This window comes from Mycolicibacter kumamotonensis (assembly GCF_002086285.1).
Classification (GTDB): domain Bacteria; phylum Actinomycetota; class Actinomycetes; order Mycobacteriales; family Mycobacteriaceae; genus Mycobacterium; species Mycobacterium kumamotonense.
In genome coordinates this window covers 30,644-54,730 of record NZ_MVHU01000032.1, presented here as the reverse complement: position 1 = coordinate 54,730, position 24,087 = coordinate 30,644, and the positions used below count along the sequence as shown (strand labels likewise).

General features: G+C 69.3%; 25 protein-coding genes. 6 read left to right on the top strand and 19 right to left on the bottom strand.

The window, feature by feature from the left end; all coding sequences use genetic code 11:
- The coding region (locus BST28_RS18260; RefSeq protein ID WP_207570129.1) for a PQQ-dependent sugar dehydrogenase at positions 1–987 on the top strand (987 nt) is incomplete at its 5' end.
- Between the two features lie 315 nt (positions 988–1,302).
- Positions 1,303–2,352 (top strand): outer membrane porin GjpA, encoded by a 1,050-nt coding sequence (gjpA, locus tag BST28_RS18255; protein WP_019739065.1) that lies wholly within the window; start codon positions 1,303–1,305, stop codon positions 2,350–2,352.
- 304 nt (positions 2,353–2,656) lie between these two features.
- Here gjpA and gatB read toward each other — a convergent pair whose 3' ends face one another.
- Together gatB and tenA are read right to left on the bottom strand one after the other, a co-directional pair.
- Positions 2,657–4,159 carry an Asp-tRNA(Asn)/Glu-tRNA(Gln) amidotransferase subunit GatB gene (gatB, locus tag BST28_RS18250; protein WP_065289073.1) on the bottom strand — a complete coding sequence of 501 codons (1,503 nt, stop codon included), beginning with the start codon at positions 4,157–4,159 and terminating at the stop codon, positions 2,657–2,659.
- Positions 4,160–4,182: 23 nt separating this feature from the next.
- Entirely contained in the window at positions 4,183–4,851 is a 669-nt protein-coding gene (tenA, locus tag BST28_RS18245; RefSeq protein ID WP_083082191.1) for a thiaminase II, read from the bottom strand.
- A 33-nt stretch (positions 4,852–4,884) separates the two neighbouring features.
- Here tenA and BST28_RS18240 point away from each other — a divergent pair, with 33 nt between their 5' ends.
- Positions 4,885–5,271, top strand: coding sequence for a DUF2237 family protein (locus BST28_RS18240; protein WP_019734788.1), 387 nt, complete (start codon positions 4,885–4,887; stop codon positions 5,269–5,271).
- A 4-nt stretch (positions 5,272–5,275) separates the two neighbouring features.
- Here BST28_RS18240 and BST28_RS18235 read toward each other — a convergent pair whose 3' ends face one another.
- The 4 genes from BST28_RS18235 to gatC form a co-directional block, all read right to left on the bottom strand.
- The gene (locus tag BST28_RS18235; protein WP_019734789.1) at positions 5,276–5,626 is read right to left on the bottom strand and encodes a hypothetical protein; all 351 of its coding nucleotides are present in this window, start codon (positions 5,624–5,626) and stop codon (positions 5,276–5,278) included.
- Between the two features lie 106 nt (positions 5,627–5,732).
- Positions 5,733–6,764 carry an ATP-dependent 6-phosphofructokinase gene (locus tag BST28_RS18230; RefSeq protein ID WP_019734790.1) on the bottom strand — a complete coding sequence of 344 codons (1,032 nt, stop codon included), beginning with the start codon at positions 6,762–6,764 and terminating at the stop codon, positions 5,733–5,735.
- 91 nt (positions 6,765–6,855) lie between these two features.
- Positions 6,856–8,337 carry an Asp-tRNA(Asn)/Glu-tRNA(Gln) amidotransferase subunit GatA gene (gatA, locus tag BST28_RS18225; RefSeq protein ID WP_083082188.1) on the bottom strand — a complete coding sequence of 494 codons (1,482 nt, stop codon included), beginning with the start codon at positions 8,335–8,337 and terminating at the stop codon, positions 6,856–6,858.
- Entirely contained in the window at positions 8,334–8,633 is a 300-nt protein-coding gene (gene gatC, locus BST28_RS18220; protein WP_019736699.1) for an Asp-tRNA(Asn)/Glu-tRNA(Gln) amidotransferase subunit GatC, read from the bottom strand. Before gatC ends, gatA begins: the two co-directional genes overlap by 4 nt.
- A gap of 40 nt (positions 8,634–8,673) precedes the next feature.
- Here gatC and BST28_RS18215 point away from each other — a divergent pair, with 40 nt between their 5' ends.
- Positions 8,674–9,339: an ACT domain-containing protein gene (locus tag BST28_RS18215; RefSeq protein WP_109510973.1), complete on the top strand. Its 666-nt coding sequence runs from the start codon at positions 8,674–8,676 to the stop codon at positions 9,337–9,339.
- Here BST28_RS18215 and ligA read toward each other — a convergent pair.
- Positions 9,336–11,414, bottom strand: a complete 2,079-nt coding sequence (gene ligA, locus BST28_RS18210; protein WP_019736697.1) for an NAD-dependent DNA ligase LigA — start codon at positions 11,412–11,414, stop codon at positions 9,336–9,338. The genes BST28_RS18215 and ligA overlap by 4 nt on opposite strands.
- Positions 11,415–11,447: 33 nt before the next feature.
- Here ligA and BST28_RS18205 point away from each other — a divergent pair, with 33 nt between their 5' ends.
- Positions 11,448–11,843 carry an MmcQ/YjbR family DNA-binding protein gene (locus BST28_RS18205; RefSeq protein ID WP_019736696.1) on the top strand — a complete coding sequence of 132 codons (396 nt, stop codon included), beginning with the start codon at positions 11,448–11,450 and terminating at the stop codon, positions 11,841–11,843.
- Here the strand turns inward: BST28_RS18205 and BST28_RS18200 are convergent.
- From BST28_RS18200 to BST28_RS18190, 3 genes are all read right to left on the bottom strand, one after another.
- Positions 11,840–12,163 (bottom strand): ArsR/SmtB family transcription factor, encoded by a 324-nt coding sequence (locus tag BST28_RS18200; protein ID WP_019736695.1) that lies wholly within the window; start codon positions 12,161–12,163, stop codon positions 11,840–11,842. The two genes, BST28_RS18205 and BST28_RS18200, sit on opposite strands and share 4 nt — an antisense overlap.
- Entirely contained in the window at positions 12,160–12,663 is a 504-nt protein-coding gene (locus BST28_RS18195) for an SRPBCC family protein (protein WP_083082187.1), read from the bottom strand. Before BST28_RS18195 ends, BST28_RS18200 begins: the two co-directional genes overlap by 4 nt.
- A gap of 66 nt (positions 12,664–12,729) precedes the next feature.
- On the bottom strand, positions 12,730–13,743 hold the full coding sequence (locus tag BST28_RS18190; RefSeq protein WP_065289069.1) for a uroporphyrinogen decarboxylase/cobalamine-independent methonine synthase family protein: 1,014 nt from the start codon (positions 13,741–13,743) through the stop codon (positions 12,730–12,732).
- A gap of 91 nt (positions 13,744–13,834) precedes the next feature.
- On the opposite strand from BST28_RS18190, the gene BST28_RS18185 reads away from it, so the two are divergent.
- Positions 13,835–14,428 (top strand): sensor domain-containing protein, encoded by a 594-nt coding sequence (locus tag BST28_RS18185; RefSeq protein WP_043336304.1) that lies wholly within the window; start codon positions 13,835–13,837, stop codon positions 14,426–14,428.
- A 22-nt stretch (positions 14,429–14,450) separates the two neighbouring features.
- Here BST28_RS18185 and BST28_RS18180 read toward each other — a convergent pair whose 3' ends face one another.
- From BST28_RS18180 to BST28_RS18140, 9 genes are all read right to left on the bottom strand, one after another.
- Positions 14,451–14,912, bottom strand: a complete 462-nt coding sequence (locus BST28_RS18180) for a VOC family protein (RefSeq protein ID WP_043336302.1) — start codon at positions 14,910–14,912, stop codon at positions 14,451–14,453.
- Between the two features lie 23 nt (positions 14,913–14,935).
- Positions 14,936–16,018, bottom strand: a complete 1,083-nt coding sequence (mnmA, locus tag BST28_RS18175) for a tRNA 2-thiouridine(34) synthase MnmA (protein ID WP_065289067.1) — start codon at positions 16,016–16,018, stop codon at positions 14,936–14,938.
- The gene (locus tag BST28_RS18170) at positions 16,015–17,214 is read right to left on the bottom strand and encodes a cysteine desulfurase family protein (RefSeq protein ID WP_019736688.1); all 1,200 of its coding nucleotides are present in this window, start codon (positions 17,212–17,214) and stop codon (positions 16,015–16,017) included. The genes mnmA and BST28_RS18170 overlap by 4 nt, the downstream gene beginning before the upstream one ends.
- A gap of 62 nt (positions 17,215–17,276) precedes the next feature.
- Positions 17,277–18,095 carry a lysophospholipid acyltransferase family protein gene (locus BST28_RS18165; RefSeq protein ID WP_065289066.1) on the bottom strand — a complete coding sequence of 273 codons (819 nt, stop codon included), beginning with the start codon at positions 18,093–18,095 and terminating at the stop codon, positions 17,277–17,279.
- Positions 18,092–18,919: a GNAT family N-acetyltransferase gene (locus BST28_RS18160; RefSeq protein WP_019738447.1), complete on the bottom strand. Its 828-nt coding sequence runs from the start codon at positions 18,917–18,919 to the stop codon at positions 18,092–18,094. Before BST28_RS18160 ends, BST28_RS18165 begins: the two co-directional genes overlap by 4 nt.
- A 101-nt stretch (positions 18,920–19,020) precedes the next feature.
- The gene (locus BST28_RS18155; RefSeq protein WP_065289065.1) at positions 19,021–19,677 is read right to left on the bottom strand and encodes a nitroreductase; all 657 of its coding nucleotides are present in this window, start codon (positions 19,675–19,677) and stop codon (positions 19,021–19,023) included.
- A gap of 16 nt (positions 19,678–19,693) precedes the next feature.
- Positions 19,694–20,425 carry an SDR family NAD(P)-dependent oxidoreductase gene (locus BST28_RS18150; RefSeq protein WP_083082185.1) on the bottom strand — a complete coding sequence of 244 codons (732 nt, stop codon included), beginning with the start codon at positions 20,423–20,425 and terminating at the stop codon, positions 19,694–19,696.
- A complete protein-coding gene (locus BST28_RS18145; RefSeq protein WP_019738450.1) occupies positions 20,422–21,165 on the bottom strand; it encodes an SDR family oxidoreductase in 744 nt (247 codons plus the stop codon). The genes BST28_RS18150 and BST28_RS18145 overlap by 4 nt, the downstream gene beginning before the upstream one ends.
- A 117-nt stretch (positions 21,166–21,282) precedes the next feature.
- On the bottom strand, positions 21,283–24,081 hold the full coding sequence (locus tag BST28_RS18140) for a helix-turn-helix transcriptional regulator (protein ID WP_413784798.1): 2,799 nt from the start codon (positions 24,079–24,081) through the stop codon (positions 21,283–21,285).
- Between the last annotated feature and the right edge of the window lie 6 nt (positions 24,082–24,087).

The following is a 24,087-nucleotide window of genomic DNA, read 5'->3' as shown; positions in this document are numbered from 1 at the left end:
GGGTCGACGCCGATGACGGTCTTCACCTTGGGCTCGGCGGTCAGCGAGATCTCCTTCACCGCCCCGGGGGTGATGCAGGGCTGCCTGGAGAGCACCAGCGGCTTGATCATGCACGCCGACAGCAAATCGGCGCTGGTCGCCGAGCGGACCACCGGCGCGGTGAAGGAGATCTCGCTGACCGCCGAGCCCAAGGTGAAGACCGTCATCGGCGTCGACCCGGCCGGCGACGGCGGGCTGATGGACATCGTGCTGTCGCCGACGTACATGCAGGACCGGTTGATGTACGCCTACATCAGCACCCCCGCCGACAATCGGGTCATCCGGATCGCCGACGGCGATGTGCCCAAGGACATCCTGACCGGGATCCCCAAGGGGGCGACCGGCAACACCGGCGCGCTGATCTTCACCAGCCCCACCACGCTGGTGGTGCAGACCGGCGACGCCGGGAATCCGGCCGCTGCCGCCGACCCCGGGTCGACGGCGGGCAAGCTGTTGCGCATCGAGCAACCGACGACGATCGGTCAGGCCCCGCCGACCACCGCGCTGAGCGGGCTGGGCGCGGGCGGAGGACTGTGCATCGACCACGTCGACGGCTCGCTCTACGTCACCGACCGCAGTCCGAGCGGCGACCGTCTGCAGCGCATCACCAAGGACTCCCGCGTGTCGACGGTGTGGACGTGGCCGGACAAGCCCGGAGTCGCCGGCTGCGCCGCGATGGACGGGATCGTGCTGGTCAATCTGATCAACACCAAGCAGACGGTGGCGGTGCGCCTGGCCGCGGGCACCGGTTCGGTCACCAGCGAACCCGAGGTCATGCGCCAGGACACCCACGGTCACGTCTGGGCGGTCAAAATGTCGCCGGACGGCAATGTCTGGGGCGCGACGGTGAACAAGACCGCCGGGGACGCGGAGAAACTCGACGACGTCGTGTTCCCGCTGTTCCCGTCCGGCGGCGGGTTCCCGCGCGCCAACGACGACAAGGACTGAGCCGATCGCCCCGGAGCTGTGCGCTCATTAAATCGATTTAGGCGAACCTTTGTTATTGCCGGTTCCCCGGCTCTCGCCCGCGGAGCTCGGGCAGAACACTACCGCTCCGTTACCCGTCGGACAGGAACGAATAATGGACCGAATACTGCTACCACCTGCAATTTTTAATCGATGAGTCCGTTATTGTGGAAAGAAGTCGAACGCAATACTGACGCCCGCGTAAAACCCGTCGACCTCATTTGGTCTCCTAAGCTACTTTCAAGTAACTTTTCGCCTACTGTGCGACCCGTCACAGCAGATGTAACTAGGAGCCACATGCACAACGTTGTTCGCTCACCGTGGATCGTCGCCGGAGCGGCGCTCGTCGGCGCCGGCGCCATCGCCGCCACCCCGGTCACCGTGCCGGTGGCCGGCCTGCCGGCCGGGCACTCACCCGCGGTAGCGCTGACCGCCGACTTCGATCCGTTCGCCGCCTGGCAGGACGTGTTCGACACCGCCAAGACCAACGCCACCACGCTGTGGGACTCCATGTCTGCCGCCCCGATGGTGGCCGCGCAGCAGCTGATCGCGGACCTGATCAACGGCACGGCGATCGACCCGCAGGCCGTCATCGACGCCGTCGTGCAGCCCAGCATGCAGACCGACCTGCCGATGTCACCGCTGCTGTTGAGCAACGACGCGCTGCAGGCACTGATCACCTTGGTGATGCCGCAGTACATGCCCGAGGACTTCCCCCTCAGCACCGATGAGCTCACGCCGGTTCTCTCGTTCCTGGCGTCACCGCTCAGCGGGGTGCTGATCGGCGCCCTCGGCCCGTCCCTCAGCCCGCTGGTGGCGCTGAGCAACAGCATCGGCGAGATCAGCACCGCGTTGTCCGGCGACAACCCGGATTGGACGGCGGCGCTGCAGGATATGGCCAACATCCCTGCCAACATGGTCGGCGGGCTCCTCAACGGGGCCACCCTCAACCTGGACGCGCTGCTCCCGAGCCTGACCGAGGCCGGCCTGCTGCCCGCAGATCTGAACGTCACCTCGCTGAGCTACACCTTCGGCGGTCTGTTGTCGCCCGGCCTCACTGGCACCGACGTCGCGGGCTACGTCAACGAGATCAGCGACGGCAGCTCGCCCGGCATCGGCGGCTCGATCATCAACGGCCTGGGGCTGACCACCGGCCTGATGGGTTTCCCGCTGGTGGTTGAGGGCCAGGGTGTCGGCCTGCTGGGCGCGTGGCAGAGCCTGCAGGAGATCATTGCCAACGCTCTCGGCTGGGATGGGGTGGGCAACCCGCTCGACGACCTGGCCGCCGGCGGCAGCTCCGCGGCGAGCGACCTGCTCGCCGACCTGGCTGGTTCCATCGGTCTGTAATCGTTTCTCCAGCTCACGGGTGGCCCCCTCCGATCGCGGAGGGGGCCACTTTCGTCGTCAGAGCCACCGGATCGGTTCTCACAGAAGCATTACCGACTCCGCCCGACTGCCTTAAAAAAGCGGCCTACCTTGGAACTCAGTTCAGGAGCCCGGTAGCTGTGACCGCGACCGTCTAGGGAAAAGGGATGACGACACCATGTTGATCGACGTTCGGTGGCTGCAGTTCATGTTCGAGCACTGGGGCCACCAGTCCGCTCGACGCCTCCCGCAGACTCAGGGCGCCACCACCGGCTGACCGAACGGCCTACCCGCAGGCCTCCAGCACCAGCTCGCGTACCCGGGCGGCATCCGCTTGGCCCTTGGTGGCCTTCATCACCGCGCCCACGATGGCACCCGCGGCAGCCACCTTGCCGCCCCGAATCTTCTCGGCCACATCGGGGTTGGCGGCCAGCGCCTCATCGATCGCCGCCTGGATCACCGAGTCGTCGCGCACCACGACCAGGCCACGATCGGTCATCACCTGCTCCGGCTCGCCCTCACCGGCGAGCACCCCTTCGACCACCTGGCGGGCCAGCTTGTTGGACAGCTTGCCCGAATCCACCAACGCCACCACCTCGGCGACCTGCTTCGGGGTGATCGCCAGGGCATCGAGTTCGACGCCGGCCTCGTTGGCCTTCTGCACCAGGAAGTTCCCCCACCAGGCCCGGGCCGCCTCGCTCGATGCCCCGGCCGCCACGGTGGCCGCCACCAACTCGACCGCGCCCGCGTTGACCAGATCACGCATCACCTCGTCGGAGACGCCCCACTCGTCTTGAATCTTCTTGCGGGTCAGCCACGGCAGCTCGCCGATGGTGCCGCGCAGCTCCTCCACCCACGCTGCGCTCGGAGCCACCGGTTCCAGGTCTGGTTCGGGGAAGTATCGGTAGTCCTCGGCGGTCTCCTTGGCCCGTCCCGGGCTGGTGTAGCCGGCTTCGTGGAAGTGCCGGGTCTCCTGGATGACGGTTCCACCCCCGGTCAGCACTGCGGCCTGGCGCCGCATCTCGTAGCTGACCGCCACCTCGACGCTCTTGAGTGAGTTGACATTCTTGGTCTCGGTGCGGGTGCCGAATTCCGTTGTGCCGATAGGCATCAGCGAGACGTTGGCGTCACAGCGCATGGACCCCTGATCCATCCGCACATCAGAGACGTCCAGGGAGCGGAGCAGATCCCGCAGGGCGGTCACATATGCCCGCGCGATCTGCGGGGCGCGCTCACCGGCACCGGTGATCGGCTTGGTGACGATCTCGATCAGGGGTACGCCGGCCCGGTTGTAGTCCACCAGAGATTCACTGGCGCCCTCGATGCGACCGGTGTCGCTGCCCACGTGGGTGAGCTTGCCGGTGTCCTCCTCCATGTGGGCACGTTCGATGTCGACCCGCCAGACCGACCCGTCGTCGAGCGGCACGTCCAGGTGACCGTTGAATGCGATCGGCTCGTCGTACTGGGAGATCTGATAGTTCTTCGGCTGGTCGGGATAGAAGTAGTTCTTCCGGGCGAACCGGCACCAGGAGGCGATCTCGCAGTTGAGCGCCAACCCGATCCGGATCGCCGACCGCACCGCGGCGTCGTTGAGCACCGGCAGCGAACCGGGCAGCCCGAGGCAGACCGGGCAGACCTGGGTGTTGGGTTCGGCGCCGAACGCGGTCGAGCATCCGCAGAACATCTTGGTGGCGGTGGACAGCTCGACGTGCACCTCCAGGCCCAATACCGGGTCGAAGCGGGCGACGACGTCGTCGTAGTCGAGCAGTTCGGCGACAGCAGCGGTCATAGCCGAAAGTCTAGGTGAACCGATCAGACCGGCCAGTCCTCCATCCGGTAGGCGGCTTCGAAGAACATCCACTCATAGCGTGCGGTGGTGTGGAAATGCCGGCGCATCAGGCCCCGCTCGGTCGGCGACGCGTGCTCACCGACTCGGTCGGCGACGGCGAGCACCGCCTCGACCACCGCCTGAAACTCCGGGCCCCCGTACATGTCGATCCAGCGTTGGAACAGCGGCTCCGGCGAGCCGCGCTGTTGCAGGTGTTCGCCGACCTTGGCGTAGATCCAGTAGCAGGGCAACACCGCCGCCACACCTTCGGCGTAGGAACCGGATCCGATAACCGCCAGCAGGTAGCTGGTATAGGCCTGAGTGGCCGGGGCGACCGGTGATGCCGCGGCCTCGCTGCCGTCGAGGCCCAAGTCGGTGAGCAGCCCGGCATGCAGTTCGGCTTCCGCGCCGATCGCCACCCCGGCATGCTCGACGAACATCCTCACCTCCGCCTCGACCGGCGCCTTGAACGCACAACCCGCCAGCGCCCGCGCATAAGCCCGCAGGTAGTGGGCGTCCTGCTCGATGTAGTAGCGGAATCGGTCGTGGCTCAAGGACCCGTCGGTGAGTCCGGTGATGAACGGGTGCGCGCAGATTCGCCGGTAGATCTCGGCGGCCTGGTCCCAGAGTGCGTCACGTGTGCGATTGACCATGACCCACCGTAGCCCGGCCACTAAACTGGCCGGGTGTCCGAGCGCAACGTATTGGGCGATCCGCTAGAACCGTGCGGCAGTGACCCGATCACCGGTTTCTACCGGGACGGCTGCTGTTCTTCGGGTCCGGAAGACATTGGGCTGCATACTATTTGCGCGGTGATTACCGCCGAGTTCCTCGAGCACCAGCGTTCGATCGGCAATGACCTGTCCACCCCGATGCCGGCCTATCGGTTTCCGGGCCTGACCCCCGGTGACCGCTGGTGTGTCACCGCGGTGAATTGGCTGCGGGCGCACCGCGACGGGCGCGCTGCTCCGGTGGTGCTGGCCGCCACCCATGAACGCACCCTCGACGTGGTGTCACTGGGTGTGTTGCGCACGTACGCCGTTGACGTGCCCGATGACCTGGGCAGTCTGTGAGCCGCTACGAGCCGAGCACGGCGCCGATACCGCCGTTCTGTTGCTGTTGGCGTTGATGCACGTACCGGATGAATTGCTGCACCAGCTCGCCGTATTCGGGGCAGTCAGCCATCACCGATCCGGCCAGCAACTGTCCTGTCTGATCCTGGGGCAGACCGCTGGTGGCCAGGATGTGGTTGACCGCGCGTTTGACTCCCGCCAGGTTCGGCTGGTCGGCCATGAACCCGCAGACTTCGCGGCCGTGATCGTCGACGTATCCGGAGATGGCATCACCGCTGCCGCGGGCCGGTCCGGCGAGGACAAGCCCGATCGGCAAGGCGCACAGCGCCGCGGTGACCCGCGAGACCGTTCCCATTGCCGCCCCCCAACCTTCATCCATCCCGGCCAGCGAACCGCAGTCCGGCGAACACAAGTCAACCATTGGGTGACCATTGCCCCAACGCGTCATGCACAAACGCGAACTACCCGAAGAAGGCCGCGGCGTCGTCATAGCGACTCTGGGGCACCACCTTGAGCTGGCGCACCGCGTCGGCCAACGCCACCCTGCCGATCTCCTGGCCGCGCAGCGACACCATCATGCCGTACTCGCCGGCGTGGGCAGCGTCGGCGGCGTTGACTCCGAACCGGGTGGCCAGCACCCGGTCGTAGGCGGTCGGAGTGCCGCCCCGCTGCACATGCCCCAGCACCGTGGTGCGCACGTCCTTCTTGACGCGCTTCTCGATCTCGACGGCCAACTGGGCCGCGACCCCGGTGAATCGCTCGTGGCCGAATTCGTCGATGCCCCCGGACCTCAGCTCCATCGACCCGGCCGCGGGTTTGGCGCCTTCGGCGACGACGCAGATGAAGTGCGAGGAGCCGTGCTGAAAGCGTTGCTTGACCAGCCGGCAGACCTCTTCGACGTCGAACGGCTGCTCGGGGATCAGTGTCATATGCGCACCGGAGGCCAGCCCGGCGTTCAGCGCGATCCATCCGGCGTGACGACCCATCACCTCGACCAGCATCACCCGCTGGTGGGACTCGGCGGTGGAATGCAACCGGTCGATGGCCTCGGTGGCGACCTGCAGGGCGGTGTCGTGGCCGAAAGTGAAGTCGGTGCAGTCGATGTCGTTGTCGATGGTCTTCGGAACCCCGACCACCGGGACGTTCTCCTGCGACAACCAGTGCGCCGCGGTCAGGGTGCCCTCCCCACCGATCGGAATGAGCACGTCGATGCCGTTGTCGTCGAGGGTCGCCTTGACCTGATCCAGGCCGGCACGCAGCTTGTCCGGATTCACCCGGGCCGTGCCCAGCATGGTGCCGCCCTTGGCCAGCAGCCGGTCGTTGCGGTCGTCGTTGGCCAGCTGGATCCGCCGGTTCTCCAGCAGTCCGCGCCAGCCGTCCTGAAATCCGACCACCGACGAGCCATAGCGCGAATCGCAGGTGCGCACCACGGCCCTGATCACCGCGTTCAGCCCGGGACAGTCACCGCCACCGGTGAGGACTCCAATCCGCATGAGACCCATCTTGCCGGGTCACTCACCGCGAGGCTGTAGTTAGCGCGAGCTCTACTCGAACTTTTCCACGCCAACTACAGCCTCGGCGCGGCTAAACCGGCGTCGGCAGCGCTCCGCGGGCGGCCTCATAGGCGGCCCCCACCCGGTACAGCCGGTCATCGGCCAGCGCCGGCGCCATGATCTGCAGGCCCACCGGAAGCCCGTCGTCGCCGGAGAGACCCGACGGCACCGACATGCCGCAGTGTCCGGCCAGGTTCAGCGGCAGGGTGCACAAGTCGAACAGGTACATGGCCAGCGGGTCGTCGACCTTCTCCCCCAACCGGAATGCCGTGGTGGGCGTCGTCGGCGAGACCAGCACGTCAACGGACTTGTACGCCTCGTCGAGGTCGCGGGCGATCAGCGTGCGCACCTTCTGCGCCTGGTTGTAGTAGGCGTCGTAGTAGCCCGCCGACAGCGCGTAGGTGCCGAGCATGATGCGGCGTTTGACCTCAGGACCGAAGCCGGCCGCGCGGGTCAGCGCCATCACCTCCTCGGCGCTGTGGGTGCCGTCATCACCGATCCGCAAACCGAAGCGCATCGCGTCGAAGCGGGCCAGGTTCGACGAGACCTCCGACGGCAGGATCAGGTAGTAGGCGCTCAACGAGTAGTCGAAGTGTGGGCAGTCCACCTCGGAGATCTGCGCGCCCAGCGCCTTCAACTGTTCGACGGCGGCATTGAACGACGCCAGCACACCCGGCTGGTAGCCCTCCCCGCTGTGCAGCTGGCGCACCACCCCGATCCGTACCCCGGACAGGTCACCGCCTGCCCCCGCCCGCGCGGCGCCGACGACGTCGGGCACCGGGACGTCCAGCGATGTGGAGTCACGCGGGTCATGCCCGGCGATCACCGAGTGCAGCAGCGCGGTGTCGGCCACGGTGCGCGCGCACGGCCCGCCCTGATCCAGCGACGACGCGCACGCCACCAGGCCGTAACGGCTCACCGTGCCGTAGGTGGGCTTGACGCCGACGGTGGCGGTCAGCGCGGCCGGCTGGCGGATCGAGCCGCCGGTGTCGGTTCCGATGGCCAGGGGCGCCTGGAACGCCGCCAACGCCGCGGCGCTACCGCCGCCGGAGCCGCCCGGCACCCGCTCGACATCCCACGGGTTGCGGGTCGGGCCGTAGGCGGAGTTCTCCGTGGACGAGCCCATCGCGAACTCGTCCATGTTGGTCTTGCCCAGGATCGGGATGCCGGCCGCGCGTAGCCGCGCGGTGACGGTGGCGTCATACGGGGCCCGCCAGCCTTCCAAGATCTTCGATCCGCAGGTGGTGGGCGCGTCGATGGTGGTGAACACGTCCTTGAGGGCCAGCGGCACCCCGGCCAGCGCCGACGGCGCCTCCCCGGCGGCGATGGCCTGGTCAGCGGCTTCCGCCGCGGCGAGCGCCTCATCGCCGCCGACATGCAGAAACGCCCCGTACTGCTCGTCGGTGGCCGCGATCTGGTCGAGGTGTGCCCGGGTGACTTCGACCGAGGACACCTCGCGGGCGGCGATCTTGGCCGCCAGGGTTGCCGCGTCGAGTCGGGTCAGCTCACTCACTGGCCCTCCCCCAAGATCTGCGGGACCGCGAAGCGGCCGTCTTCGGCGCGGGGGGCGGCCGCGAGCGCCTGCTGCTGAGTCAGGCACGGCACGATCTCATCGGGACGGGTGACGTTGACGGCCTTGAGCGGGTTGTCCGTCGCTTCGACGCCGGTGACGTCGACGGACTGGATGGTGCTGACATGGGCCAGGATCGCGTCGAGCTGGCCGGCGAAGCCGTCCAACTCGGCGTCGGTCAGCGCCAGCCGGGCCAGCCGGGCCAGGTGCGCTACATCGTCACGGGAGATCTGGGACACGGCCGCCAAGCCTAGTCGGGCCTGTGAAACAGTGTTCGCCGTGTCTTCCTATCTGCTGCGCGTCGAGCTCGACGACCGCCCGGGCAGCCTCGGCTCGCTGGCGGTTGCCTTGGGCTCGGTGGGTGCCGACATCTTGTCGCTGGACGTCGTCGAGCGTGGCAGCGGCTCGGCGATCGACGACCTGGTGGTCGAGCTACCGCCCGGGGCGATGCCCGACGTGTTGATCACCGCCGCCGAACGGCTCACCGGGATACGGGTGCACAGTGTGCGCCCGCACACGGGACTGCTGGATGCGCACCGCGAACTCGAGCTCATCGACCGCGTCGCGGCGGCCGGTGACCGCCAGGCCAAGCTGCAAAAGCTGGTCGACGACGCGCCCCGGGTGCTGCGGGCCAGCTGGTGCGTGGTGCTGCACGGCGAAGGGTCCGACGGGAAGTTTCGCCGGCTGGCCGGTAGCCCCGGTACACCCGAGACCGAAGTCGGTGCGGTGCCCTGGCTGCCGCTCGACCGCGCCACCGCACTGGACAACACCGCAGACTGGGTGCCCACGGTGTGGCGGGAGATCGACACCGCGCTGCTGGCCGCCCCGTTGGGTGACCCGGGCACCGCGGTCGTCTTGGGCCGCACGGGCGGCCCGGCATTTCTACCGGCCGAAGTGGCGCGGCTGGGCTATCTGGCCGGAATCGTTGCGACCCTGCTGCGCTAATCCGTGGTCGGGTCCGCCGGTCCCTCGGCCAGCAGCCTGACGAAGCCGTCCTCGTCGAGGATCGGGACCCCGAGTTCGACGGCCTTGTCGTACTTCGAGCCGGGCGCATCGCCTGCCACCACATAGGCGGTCTTCTTCGACACCGACCCGGCCGCACGGCCGCCGCGCGCGATGATCGCCTCCTTGGCCTCGTCGCGGGAGAAGCCGGTCAGCGACCCCGTCACGACGATGCTGCACCCCTCCAGCGTGCGTTCGATGCTCTCGTCGCGTTCGTCGGCCATCCGCACCCCGGCGGCCCGCCACTTGTCGACGATCGCGCGGTGCCAGTCGACGTCGAACCATTCGGTGACCGCGGCGGCGATGGTGGGCCCGACGCCCTCGACCGCCGCCAGCTGCTCGGTGGACGCCGCGGTGATCGCCTCCAGGCTGCCGAATTCGGTTGCCAGCGCCCGGGCCGCGGTCGGACCGACATGGCGGATCGACAACGCCACCAACACCCGCCACAGTGGTTGGGACTTGGCCTTGTCGAGGTTGGCCAGCAGTTGCCGGCCGTTCTTGGACAGCCCACCGCCTTTGGTGGTGAACAGCTCGGTGCGCAGCAGGTCGTCTTCGGTGAGGTTGAACAGATCACCCTCGTCGGTGATGACGCCGGCGCTCAGCAACGCGGTCGCCGCTTCGTAACCCAGGGCCTCGATGTCGAAGGCACCGCGGCCGGCGACGTGGAACACCCGCTCGCGCAGCTGGGCCGGGCAGGACCGGGCATTGGGACAGCGGATGTCGACGTCGGCTTCTTTGGCCGGCGCCAGCAGGGTTCCGCATTCCGGACAGTGGGTCGGCATGACGAACTCCCGCTCGGTGCCGTCGCGCAGATCCACCACGGGGCCCAGCACCTCGGGAATCACGTCGCCGGCCTTGCGGATCACCACGGTGTCGCCGATCAGCACGCCCTTGCGCTTGACCTCCGAGGCGTTGTGCAGGGTGGCCAGGCTCACCGTGGAGCCGGCCACCTTGACCGGGGTCATGTAGGCGAACGGGGTGACCCGGCCGGTGCGCCCGACACTGACCCGGATATCGACCAGCGTGGTCTGCGCCTCCTCGGGCGGGTACTTGTAGGCCACCGCCCAGCGCGGCACCCGCGAGGTGGCGCCGAGCCGGCGCTGCAGTGCCCGGTCATCGACTTTGACGACCACACCGTCGATTTCGTGGTCGACGTCGTGGCGGTGCTCGCCCCAGTAGGCGATGCGCTCGGCCACCGCGGCCATGCCTTCCACCCGGGCGGTGTGCGGTGAGACCGGCAGGCCCCAGGCGCTCATCGCGGTGTAGGCCTCGTGCAGGGTGGCCGGGCTGAATCCCTCGGTGTAGCCGAGACCGTGACAGACCATCCGCAGGTTGCGCCGGGCGGTGACGGCCGGGTTCTTCTGCCGCAGTGATCCGGCGGCACTGTTGCGGGGGTTGGCGAACGGCGCTTTGCCCTCGGCGACCAGGCCGGCGTTGAGGGTTTCGAAGTCCTCCAGCCGGAAGTACACCTCTCCGCGCACCTCCAGCACCGCCGGGATCGGGAATTCGCTGTCCGCGGTGAGGGATTCGGGGATATCGACGATGGTCCGCGCGTTCAGCGTCACATCCTCGCCGACCCGGCCGTCACCGCGGGTGGCACCGCTGACCAACCGGCCGTCGCGATAGACCAACCCGAGCGCCACCCCGTCGACCTTGAGCTCGCACAGGTAGGTGGTGTCACCGCCGATCTCGCTGGTGACCCGGCCCGCCCACGCGGCCAGCTCATCGGGCGAGAACACGTCCTCCAGCGACAGCATCCGCTCCAGGTGCTCGGCGGGCGTGAAGTCGGTGGTGAAGCCGGCCCCGCCCACCAGCTGGGTCGGCGAGTCGGGGACGCGCAGTTCGGGGTAGGCGTCCTCGAGGGCGAGCAGCCGGTTGAACAGCTCGTCGAACTCGCTGTCGGGGATGACCGGCGCGTCTTTGATGTAGTAGCGGAACTGGTGTTCGCGCACCTCTTCGGCCAGGTCGTACCATTGCCGCCGCAGATCCGGGGTCACGCTGTCGGCCTCTGGACTCACCCCCGCAGGTTAGCTGCTGGCTACCCTGACGGCATGCCGCACCCGATCATGTATCGCGACGACGACCCTGGCCTGGCCCGGCTGCGGCGCATTGCGCTGGGCTATCCCGAAACGTTCGAGAAGATCTCTCACGGCCGGCCGGTGTTCTGCGCCCCCAAGATGTTCGCGGTCTACGGCGGCAGCAGCAAGACCACCGGGGCGATCGTCCCCTACCCCCATGCGCTGCTGGTCAAGGTCGACGAATCCGAGCGGCGGGCGCTGGAACAAGACGCCCGGTTCTTTTATCCGATGTATCTGGGGCCGTCCGGCTGGCTGGGGCTGGATTTCGGTGCGGCCCCGGTGGATTGGGACGAAGTAGGCGAGCTGGTCGACGCGTCGTTTCGGCTGGTTGCACCGCAACGGTTGATCCGGCGCCTGGACGGGGATTAGTCCTCGACTTTCTCCACGAACGCCCGCAGCCGCTCGATCGCGGCGTCCCAGCGGCGCGACAAGACGCTGAGATAGTCGCCGGCTTCGGCCAGCTGGTGCGACCGCACCGCCCAGATGCGTTCGCGGCCGCGACGACTGCTGGTGACCAGTCCCACCGTCTCCAGCACTTGCAGGTGTTTGGTCGCCGCCTGACGCGTCACCGGAATCGCGTGGGTGAGCTGCGAAGTCGAACACGGCCCGCCGTCGCAGAGGAGCCCGATGATCCGCAGCCGGTTCGGGTCGCCGAGCGCATCGAAAACCGGTGCCTCGATGCTCGTCACGCCGCCTGCAACTCCAGGTACTTGCGCACCAGCGCGACCTGATGCGCCCAACCGCCGGCGTTGGCCTCGAACGCGGTCGATCGCCGCGACGGCGGCAGTGCGTCGAAGCCGCTCTCGACGATGGTGAGCAACACCCCGTCGGGCGTCTCGGCCAGGGTGAACTCCACCAATGTTGTCGGTTCGTCGTCGGCGTCGGCGTCGGCGTCGGCGTCGGCGTCGGCAGCGAACGGGTGCCAGCGGTAGGCGAACCGTCGCTGCGGTTCGACCGCGACGACGTGCCAGGTTCCCCGGTTCCCGGCATGGGGTTCCTGCAGTCGGGCGACCTCGGCGTCGACGCCGGTCGGCGTGATCGTCGCGGTCACGGACGCACCGGCGACGAACGGCCCGTCGAAGCGGACGCCGAACCACTGCCCGAACTCCCCCGAGTCGCTGATCGCGCGCCAGACCCGGTCCAGCGTCGCCCGCAGCACGACCTGCTTTTCGATTCGATCGGTACTCATATGCAACCTCCCGGTTGCCTATCAGTAGAGCAGGTCGACGGTCGATGTGCAACCTTTCGGTTGCCTTTAGATCGCCTCGGGGTCGGTCGCCAGCACCTCACCGGCCTTGCGTACCAACCCTGCCGCGGTGCGCGCCCAGGCGGCACTGGCGCCGGCCATCCCGCAGACCGGGCTGATCCCGACCCGCTCGGCCAGCACCGAACGGGCGAACCCGATCCGGTCGGTGATCGCCGCGACCGCCTTCGCCAACTCTTCGACAGCGGGCGTTCGTGCCGGGGCGAGCGCGGGAACCAGCCCCATCACCACGGTGCGGCCGGAGTCGACGAAGGCACCGATCTGGTCGTAGTCACCCGGGCCCAACGCGGTGCAGTCCAGCGCCAGCGCGGTGATGGTGCTGCGCTGCAACACATTCCACGGGAGCTCCGATGCGCAACTGTGCACCAGTACCTCGCCGCCGATCGTTTCGGCGCAGCCGTCGAGCAGCGCGGTGGCCACCGCCTCGTCGACAGCGGGCACCGGGCTCAACGCGGTGACCCCGGCCAGCCGGCCGGCGACCGCGGCGGCCAGTGACGGCTCGTCGAGCTGCACGATCACCGGGGTGTCGAGCCGCCGCGACAGGTCGGCCCGCTGCGTCTTCAGTCCCTCGGCAAGCGATGCGGCCAGGTCCCGAACCGCACCGGGGTCGGTGATGGCGCGGTGCCCGTTGGCCAATTCCAACTCGGCGGCCAAGGTCAGCGGCCCGGGCGCCTGCACCTTGACCGGCCGTCCACCGCCGCGCAGGCCGGCGATCTCCCAGGCCTCTTCGAGGGCGTCGGTGTCCTCGGCGAGCAAGCTGACCGCGCGCCGGCTCACCGCGCCCGGGCGTGCCGCCAGCCGGTACCCGCGGGGGGCGGTGTCGATGGCGATCTCGACCAGCAGCGCGCCGGCGCGGCCGATCAGGTCCGCGCCCACCCCGCGGCCCGGGAGCTCGACCAGGTGGGCCAGGCTGCCGCCCAGCTCACCGACCACCACCTCGGCGGCCGCGCGCGCCGACGTGCCCGGCCACGACCCCAGCCCGGTCCCGGTGGCGAAAGAAGTCACCGGGCAACCGTATTGAACTGACATAGCCCCGGCTACGGCGGGCTAGCCTTCATGAGTGAGGTTCTCGCGGCTGGTGCCCGTCTGGGCGGTGATGGCCGCGGTGGTGGGCTGCACCCGCGTGGTCGGCGGGGCGGCGCTGCCAGCCGCGGGACCGCTGACGCCGGACGACGGCGTGGACCTCGGCCGGGTCATCCTCGACACGCCCCGGATGCGGGCCATCGTCGGCGCCGACGAGCAGCTGACGATCATCCCCACCATGGACTCCAGTGCACCGGCCGACATCGACGAACTCGCCGCGACCATCCCGGCACCATGCCGTTTCATCTTCGTCGAGACCGCGGTGTTCGGGGCCGCGCCGACGCGATTCCACAAGACCACCTACCAGTACCCGCCCAAGGGCGCGCTGGTTTCCGAGGGCGCGGCCGTCTACCCCGACGCCGAGTCCGCCCGTCGCGCTCTCGACGCCCTGTCAGCCACCGTCGCCGAGTGCGCCGACACCCCCGCCGGACCCGGATTGATCAGCGACTGGGCATCCGACGAGGAGTCCCTGCGCACCCGCGCCGGAGACTGCGGCCGGGCCTACCAGGTCAAGTCAGTGGTGCTGCTGGAGGTCACCTACTGCGGATTCTCGGAGTCCGACGCCGATCTGGTGCTGGTCAACATGGCGGCCGGGATTCCGGGCTAGGGATCAGTCGGGCCGCTACGTCTCAGTCGTCGGGCCTGACCCAATGCGAACCGGAGGCGCCACCGACCTCGGGTTCGTTGACTCCGAACACGAAGGGCGCGAAAACAACCTCGCGACCGTCGGGGTCGCGATACGTCTCGGCCCCGGTCGCCGCCCAATACGGGTGGGACTCGACCGGCACGACACCTGCGGCCCGAAGACGCCTCGTCGCCGCGCCCCGTGCTGTCTCGTCGGGGAAATAGAGGCACAGCTGTTCATGCGTGTCCACCGCGATGCCGTGCGCGGCTTCGACGATTTCGAGGGTGAGAGCGGAGCCCGGCAAGCCGAATATCGCACCGTTGCTGCCATAGCTTCCGGTGAACGTCGAATACAGCGGCAGTCCGACTAAGTCGCGGTAAAACGCCACCGCCGCAGTGAAGTTGGATGAGTGTCGGGCAAATCGGATCGCGCCGATCGAGCTCAAATCTTCGGGCCAGTCCGCCATGCTCACTACCCCTGCGTGCTGGGTTACGGCCGATCCGAGGTGCCCGAGATCGTCGCGCTGGCGATCACCTCGTCGCCTCGGGCATCCGGGCGGTAACAGGCCAGGGTCTGGCCGCGGGCCACGCCGCGCAGCGGCGCCCGCAGCCGCACCTGCAGCTCCCCGCCGACGAGTTCGGCCACCGCGCCGACGGTCTCGCCGTGCGCGCGCACCTGCACTTCGCACTCGACGGGGCCCGACCACGGAGTCCCCGAGGTGAACACCGGAGCCCGCCCGGTCAGCTCCACCACGTCCAGGTCGCCGGCAGCCCCGACGGTGACGGTTCCGGTGGCCGCGTCGATGCCGGTCACGTAGCGCGGCCGGCCGTCCGGGCCGGGTCCGGCGATGCCCAGGCCCTTGCGCTGGCCGATGGTGAAGCCGTGTACCCCGTCGTGTTCGGCCAGCACGGTCCCGCCGGCGTCGACGACGGCCCCGGGCCGCACCCCGATGTGGTTGCCGAGGAAGGTACGGGTGTCACCGGTCGGGATGAAACAGATGTCGTGACTGTCGGGCTTGCTCGCCACCGCCAGGCCGCGGTCGGCTGCTTCGGCGCGGATCTGGGTTTTGGGGGTGTCCCCGACCGGGAACGCCGCGTGGCTCAACTGCTCGGCGGTCAGCACCGCCAGCACGTAGGACTGGTCCTTGTCGGCGTCCACCGCGCGGCGCAGTCGTCCGTCTTCGAGCCGGGCGTAGTGGCCGGTGGCCACCATGTCGAAGCCGAGTGCCAGGGCGCGGGCGGCCACCGCGGAGAACTTGATCTTCTCGTTGCACCGCACGCACGGGTTCGGCGTCTCGCCGCGGGCATAGGACTCGACGAAGTCGTCGATCACCTCTGTTTGGAACTGCTCGGAGAAGTCCCACACGTAGAACGGGATGCCCAGCACGTCGGCGACGCGGCGGGCGTCATCGGAGTCTTCCTTCGAGCAGCACCCGCGCGAGCCGGTGCGCAGGGTGCCTGAGTTGCGCGACAGTGCCAGGTGCACGCCGACCACGTCGTGACCGGCATCGACCATGCGGGCCGCCGCCACCGAGGAGTCCACTCCGCCGCTCATCGCGGCGACGACCTTCACCGAGCCACCTTCATCGCGCCCACTCCCGCGGCGGCCAGCATGGCGTGACGGGCCCGGTCCACCGCGCCGGGCAGCACCGCCAGCACCGCGTCGACGTCACTGTCGACGCTGGTGTGCCCCAAGGACAGTCGCAGCGATCCTCGGGCTGCGACCGGGTCGGCGCCCATCGCGGTCAGCACGTGCGAAGGCTGCGGCACACCCGCGGTGCATGCCGATCCGGTGGAGCATTCGATGCCGTTGGCGTCCAACAACATCAGCAGGGAGTCGCCCTCACAATCGGCGAAGGTGAAATGTGCGTTGCCGGGTAGCCGTTGGGTACGCGAACCGTTGACGCGGGCGCTGTCGATCCGGGTCAGTACTCCGTCGATGAGCCGGTCGCGCAGGCCCGCAACCCGGGCGGCGGTGGCCTCCAACGAGCCGACGGCGACCCGCAGCGCCGCGGCCATTCCCACTGCCCCAGCGACATCGGGTGTGCCGGAACGGATGTCACGCTCCTGTCCCCCGCCGTGCGTGAGCGGGACACAGCTCACGTCACGGCGAATCAGCAGCGCGCCGGCCCCGCACGGCCCACCGAACTTGTGGGCGGTCAGGCTCAGCGCGGACAACCCGCTGGCACCGAAATCGACCGGCAACTGCCCGACGGCCTGAACGGCATCGGAGTGCATCGGCACCCCGAACTCCGCGGCGATCGCGGCCAGTTCGGCGACCGGCAACACCGTTCCCACTTCGTTGTTGGCCCACATCACCGACACCAGCGCGACATCGTCGGCGCGGCCGCCCTCCAATTCCTCGCGCAGCGCTTCGGGTGACACCGACCCGTCGATGTCGGTGGGCAGCCAGGTGATCTCCGCGCCCTCGTGTTCGGCGAGCCAGCCCACCGAATCGAGCACCGCGTGATGCTCGATCTCGGTGGTGATGATCCGGCGCCGCCGCGCGTCGGCATCGCGGCGGGCCCAGTAGATGCCCTTGACGGCCAGGTTGTCGCCGTCGGTGCCGCCGCCGGTGAACACCACCTCCGACGGGCGTGCGCCCAGCTGGGTGGCGATGGACTCCCGGGACTCCTCCATCCGGCGGCGCGCGCTGCGGCCGGCGGCGTGCAGCGAGGAGGCATTGCCGACGGTGCCCATCACGGCCGTCATCGCCTCGATGGCCTCGGGGTACATCGGGGTGGTGGCTGCGTGATCCAAATAGACCATGACCCGGCAAGGATACCGGGCACTTCGAGTAGGGCCCGCGCTGCGGCGGGCGGGCCGGGCGGTCAACAGAAGATGCAGGCCTGGCTGGTCGGCCGCGCCCGGCACCCCACCGCCGCCTGACAGCGGGCGGCCAGGTCCCGCCGATCCGTCCCGGGCAGCTGCAGGGACGCGACGTGTACCCGTGCGACGGTGCGCCGTGCGGTGATCACCCGCCGCATCGATGCGACCAGGCTGTCATCACCGACGAAGGCCGGCAGGGTCGAGCGCGATCCGTCGTGGTGGTGATAGCTGAGTCGCAGGGGCTGCACCGGCCGCGCGGCGTCCACGGCGGCCTGGAACATCGCCGGATAAAACCGCCCGTGCGCTCGTCCGCACCAGGTGGTCCCCTCCGGGAACGCCACCACGGTGCGTCCCTCCCGCAGTCTGGCCGCCACGGCCTCGACCACCGCCGGCAGGCCGCGCAGGCTGTCCCGGTCGATCGGGATGATCCGCGTCAGGCGGGCCAGCGCTCCGATGCCGGGCCAGCGGATCAGGTCGGCGCGCGCCACGAAGGTCCCCGGCGACACCGCACCGATCACGAACACGTCCAGCCAGGACACGTGTGGGCTGACCACCAACATGCCGCGCAGGTTGCGGACCGGCCCGCCGCTCGCGGTCACCCGCACCCCGAAGCAGCCCAACACCGCCCGGCAGCAGCCGCGCCGCAGCCGGGAACCACCCGGGATCGGCACCGCCAGCAGCGGCAGCAGCGGCGCCAGCAGCACCGCCAGGGCCAGCCGCAGCGCCACCACCGCCGGGGCCAGCCGCTCGGCGCCGCCGTGCGCGCATGCCGGCGTGCAGAACGCCCGGGGCGCCCAGGCGTGTGCCACGGCCCGGGTCACGCGCCGGCGGGGCCGTCTGCGGTCGGCGAAGCCGCCGACACCGACCGCAGGCGGCGCAGGTAGCGGGCATCGGCGTCGCTTCGGCACAGCAGCGCCGGGAAGTCGCCCACCCCGAAGGCGGGGTCGTGGGCCGGTTCGCCGCAGATCCGCGCCCCCAGGCGCAGGTAGCCGCGCAGCAGCGGCGGCAGCGCCAGGCGGGCCGGCGGCGCGATCTCCTCGAGGCTCTTGCCGTCGATTACCACCGGCCGATACGGCATCACCCGGTGCGGTGAGGTGTGGCGGCGCCGCACGAAGTCGCGGATACCGCGGATCTGACTGCCGGGGGCGCCCTCGCCGCACACCGGCACCGATACGCAGCCGGTGATGAAGTCGTACTGGTAGCGGTCCAGGTAGGCCAGGATCCCGGCCCACATCAACAGCACGACGGCACCGTTGCGGTGGCCCGGGCGCACCACCGCCCGGCCCATTTCGACCAGCGACGGCCGCAGCGGATCCAGCGCGCCGACGTCGAATTCGCTTGCGCTGTAGAGGCCTCCGGCGGCGATGGCCCCGGCGGGAGGCAGCATCCGGTAGCAGCCGACCAGCTCACCGGAGTCATCGTCGCGCACCAGCAGGTGCTCGCAGTATTGGTCGAATCGGTCGGCGTCTCGTCCGTCGGCACAAAGCGGCAGGGTGAATCCCGGCTCGGTGCTGAACACCTCGTACCGCATCCGCTGCGCGGCGTCGATCATGGCGGGGTCGGTGGATACCAGTAGCGAGTAGCGCGGGGTGTTGTCGTTCGTGGTGGCGGGCTCGGGGGCGATGAGGACAGAACCGGTGCTCACACTCAAGCACGGTCGCGCAGCGATGCGGCGCAGAGGCAATCACCGCATGACATGTGGGTGCACGCTCGGTGACGAATTGTGCGCACCACCCGAATGACGGCTCAGGTGTCGAGAAACACCACGTTCTCACCGACGGGGTTGCGTGGGATGTGCAGGCTGTTGGCCGGAAAGGCGGGGTCGGCGTATCCGATGCACACCCCGCACAGGATCCGGAGTTCGTCGGGGATCTCGAGCTGTTCACGCACGATGTCGGGATACATGGCCGTGGAGACCTGCACGCAGCTGTCCACGCCTCGTTCGGTCAGGGCCAACAACAGGGTCTGCAGAAACCCTCCGACACCGACGGCGTCGGCAAATCCCAAATCCCGATGCATACACACGATCCCGGCTACCGGGGCACGAAAGAACTCCCAGTTGCGGAGCTGGGCGTTCCACCGGCCGTCGCGGTCTTCGCGAGCGATGCCCATCGCCCCGTACACCAGTGCGCCAAGCTGCTGGCGTAACCGGTTGTGCGACTCGGGAAGTCCCCCGATCACCTTGGGCCGATTGGCGCGCGCCTCGGCAGACAGTGCCGCGACCAGACTTTCTCGGCGTGCGCCGGTGGCCAGGAACAGGTGCCAGGGTTGGATATTGGAATTCGATGGCGCCCGCATCGCCAGTGCGAGCGCCTCGTTCAGCAGTTCAACCGGGACGGGCTTGTCGGGCAGGAACATTCGCGATGAATGCCGCTGGTTGACCACGTCGTCGAAGGTGGACATCGTCCTTCCGATCTGCTCAGGCGGCTGCTCCGCCGCCGTCGGCGTGCAGGGTCGATCCGGTGATGAAGCTGGACCGCGGTGAGGCGAGGAACAGCACGGCTTCGGCGATCTCGGTGGCTTGTGCGGTGCGCCCGAGCGGAAGAGCCCGGCCCAGCTCGTCGTTGACGTCCCCCCATTCGGCGACCACTCCCTCGGTGGCGGTCGGCCCCGGTGCAACGCTGTTGACCCGGACGCCGTGCGGCCCGAACTCGGCGGCCCAGGTGCGCGTCAGCGACTCCAATGCGGCTTTGGAGGCGCTATAACTCGACGCACCGGCAACGCCCTTGAAGGCGACCATGCTGGTGACGTTGACGATGCTGCCGCGACCGCGTCGCATCATGCCCGGCGCCAAGCCGGCGACCAGGAAATAGGCGCCGCGCACGTTGGTGTCGAACGTCGAGGTGAACGACGCCACGTCCTGCTCGACGGTCAGCGCCCCGGGGAAGCTGGCGGCGTTGTTGACCACGATGTCGACGCCGCCGTCGCCGCATTGCCGCACCAACGATCTCACCGAATCGAGGTCGGCAAGATCGGCGGGCACGAATCGCACCCCGGCACCGAGTTCGGCGACGGCGGCGGCGCCACGTTGTGCCGAGCGGCCGGTGATGATCACCGAGGCGCCGTTTTGCGCCAGCAGCCGTGCGGATTCGAGCCCGATGCCCGCGGTCCCGCCGGTCACCAAGGCGGCCTGGCCGACCAGCTCGTTCACTGGTTCGCCAGCCAGTCGGCCAGACGGGTGGTCGCCAGCGTCGCGTCGTCGCCGGTGACCAGGCCGGTGTCGCCGACCTTGGTGCCGAAGTAGACCGCCGCCGGGTCGAGGACGATCGGAAGGTTCTCTCCACGGTGGGCCAGTGCCAGGGCGGCCATGTCGGCGAAGGTCATCTTCTCCGGGCCGCCGACGTTGACGATCCCGTCGACCGGGGCGGCCTGGGCGGCGCGGGCCACCTCGGCGGCCACGTCGGCGCCGGCGATGGGCTGGATCAGACCTTCGGGCACCCTGACTTCGCCGTTGACGGTCAGCGACGCGGTGATGGCGTCGGCGAACTCGTGAAACTGGGTGGCACGGACGATCGTGTAGGACAGTCCGGACTCGGCGATGATGCGCTCTTGGGCGACCTTGGCCCGCATATAGCCGCTGTCGGGCAGGCCGTCGCAGTTCACGATGGACAGCGCGACGTAGTGACCGACATCGGCGGCCTTGGCCGCGGCCACCAGGTTGGTGGCGGACTTGGTGAAGAACTCCAGCACCGGGCCGTCGGCGAAGTCCGGCGAGTTGACCACGTCGACCAGCACGTCGGCACCCGAGAGGGCCTCGGCCAAGCCCTCTCCGGTCAGCACATCGACACCGGTATTGCGGGCGGCTGCCACGGTCTCATGGCCGGCGGCCCGCAGCAGCTCGACGACCTTGGAACCGATCTGCCCGCTGGCGCCTATCACAGTGATCTTCATTCTCGACACATCCTCTCTGCACACGGTTTCGATACCTCGACACTGGCACCGCAGCGCCGTGGGGGAACCCCGGAAAATCCGTAGTCTGAGCGGGCGACCCCGGGGTCGGGACCCGGCTCAGCGCCCGACGGCGGTGTCGCGCAGCTCCCGGCGGGAGCGGATGCCCAGCTTGGCGAAGACCTTGCGCAGGTGCCATTCGACGGTGTGGGCGCTGATGAACAGCTGCGCCCCGATCTCGGCATTGGTCAAGCCGGCACCCGCCAGCTCGGCGATCTGCTGCTCCTGCGGTGTCATCACGTCACCGCCGGCCCCGGCCCGGCCGCTGACCTTCTCCCCGAGCGCCTGCAGTTCGCGGCGGGTGCGCTGCGCGAACGCCTGCGCCCCGAATCCGGTGAACATCTCGTGCGCCGTGCGCAGCTGCGTTCGGGCATCGCCGCGCCGCTTCTCCCGACGAAGCCATTCCCCGTACACCAGGTGCGCGCGCGCCGACTCCACGGCGATCCGGGTTCGCCCCAGCCGCTCAACGGCCTCGACATAGTGGTCCTCGACGGTCGACCCTTCGCCCAGCAGCGCCCGCGACCGGGCCAGCACACCCAGCCCCCAGTCCGTTCCGCTCACCGTGGTTCGTTCCTCGAGCTGCGCCAGCGCGTCCGCGGCCAGCGACGGCTCGCCGGCACGCACACCGGACTCCACCAGTTCGACCTGGTTCCACCCGTAGATGCCGAGATCTTCGTAACCGCCCGTCCGGCGCAGCGCCTCCACCGCCGACTGGTAACGGCCCAGCCCGTTGTACAACACCGCGGCGGCGTAGCCGATCAGGGCGATGATCCGGCCCTCCCCGCGGGCGGCCCCGCTGCGTTCGGCGGTGTCGATCAGCACGCGTGCCTCGGTTTCCTCGCCCGTCCACGCGGCCAGCGCCAACGCGTGGTAGCGCACCGGAGCCTGACCGGCCGCTGCGGTCAACGCGTCGGTGTCGGCGATCAGCGCCCGTGCCGCGCTGAATTCACCCGCCTGCACGTGAACGCCGGCCCGCGTCGCCAACGCGGTGGGCAGCATGCCCAGCGCGCCACTGTCGGTCGCGACCCGCACCGCGTCGTTGGCGATCCGATACCAGGACTCGTCGTCCCACAGGTCGTGTACGGCGGCTTCGTATCCGACCGGAAACGCTTGCCAGGACCAGGAGTCCGGGGTGAGCGCGGTGACCGCCGCGCGCAGCGGCGCCACACCGGCGCGCGGGCCCGCACTGATGCGGGTGGTCAACGCCCGCAATAACAGATCAGCCGGCCGGTCCGAGTCATGCGGCGAGCCGGCCGCCAGTACCGCCGCGGTGTGGTTGCGTACGTGTTTCCCGAACGCCCGGCCGGCGTACATCGCGGCGCTGACCGCCTCCAACAACGTCTCCTGCGCCATTGCCGGATCAAGCGACTCCAAATGGCTTGCCGCACTGAAGAACTGGTGAACCGAATCGAGAATGACGCGGGCGTGCCCGCTGCCGCGCCCCTGGGTGAAGCCCAATTGCGCCCGCATCCGGGCCAGCCGGGCGCGCTGCAGCTCGTCCAACGGCGCCAGCTCGGCGATGGCCAGCAGCTCGCCGGCGGCATCGATTTCGCCCACGGTGCGCTTGACGTCGGCGGCATTGAGCGCGCGGGACCCTCGCCGCTTCGCGTCGGGAGTGAGTTCGGTCGCGCGAGCCAGGAACGCCGCCGCGGCAGCGGTACCACCGCGCAGCGCCGCCCGGTCGGCGGAGCGTTCCAGCTCCGCGGCGACCGATTCGTCGGCGCTGGCTGCGGCGTGCGCACGATGCCATGCGCGCCGGTCCGGGTCGTGCGCCGGGTCGGTGGCCTGCGCCAACGCGCGGTGGGCCGCCCGGCGGTCCTGAAGCTGCGCCGCGCGGTAGATCGCCGAGCGCACCAGCGGATGGCGGAACCGCACCCGCGCACCGACTTCGATCAGGCCCGCCTCCTCGGCCGGGGCCATCGCCTCGGCGGTCAGGCCCAGTACCTGCGCGGCGCCCAACAGCAGCGCCACATCCCCCACCGGCTCGGCGGCAGCGACCAGCATCAGCCGTTGGGTGTCATCGGGCATGGCGCGAATCCGGCTCAGATAGTTGCGTTCGATCTGGCCGGCCACCGGCACCACGTCGGGCCGGTAGTAGCCCCCGGCCAGCTCGGCCGCAGACAGGTCCCGCGGCAACTCCAGCAGTGCCAGCGGATTACCGTGGGTTTCGGCGACGATCCGGTCGGCGACCTGGGGATCGATCCGGCCCGGCAACGCCGATTCCAGCAGGGCACGTGCCTCGGTGTCGGGCAGGCCACGCAGCATGAGCTTCGGCAGCCCGGTCAGGCCGTCAACGGGATGGCGCAGCGCGCACACCAGCACGATGGGTTCGGCCAGCAGCCGGCGCGCCACGAATCCCAAGGTCTGAGCCGAGACCCGGTCCAGCCACTGGGCATCGTCGATGAGGCAGAGGACCGGTTGCCGCCCGGCCTTCGCGGCCAGCAGCCCGAGCACCGCTAATCCGACCAGAAACCGGTCGGGGGTGGCTCCGGTGCTCACACCGAACGCGATGTCCAACGCGGTGCGTTGCGGCTCGGGTAGCTGCTCCAGGCTCTCGGCGAGCGGTGCGCACAGCTGTTGCAACCCGGCGAAGGCGAGTTCCATATCGGACTCCACGCCGGCCGCCCGGACCACCTGGAAATCCGGAGCGGATTCGACCAGGTCGTCCAGCAGCGCCGTCTTTCCGATACCGGCCTCACCGCGCAGCACCAGCACCTGACTACTGCCGCTTCGGGCAGCGGCGAGCAGGTCGCGCAGTCGGCTGCGTTCGACGTCCCGACCACGCAGCCCGCCGGGCTCCCCGGCAGACGCGAAAGCCCCCGACACGTCAGACGTGCGGGGGCTTTTGCGTCTGCTCACGCAGAA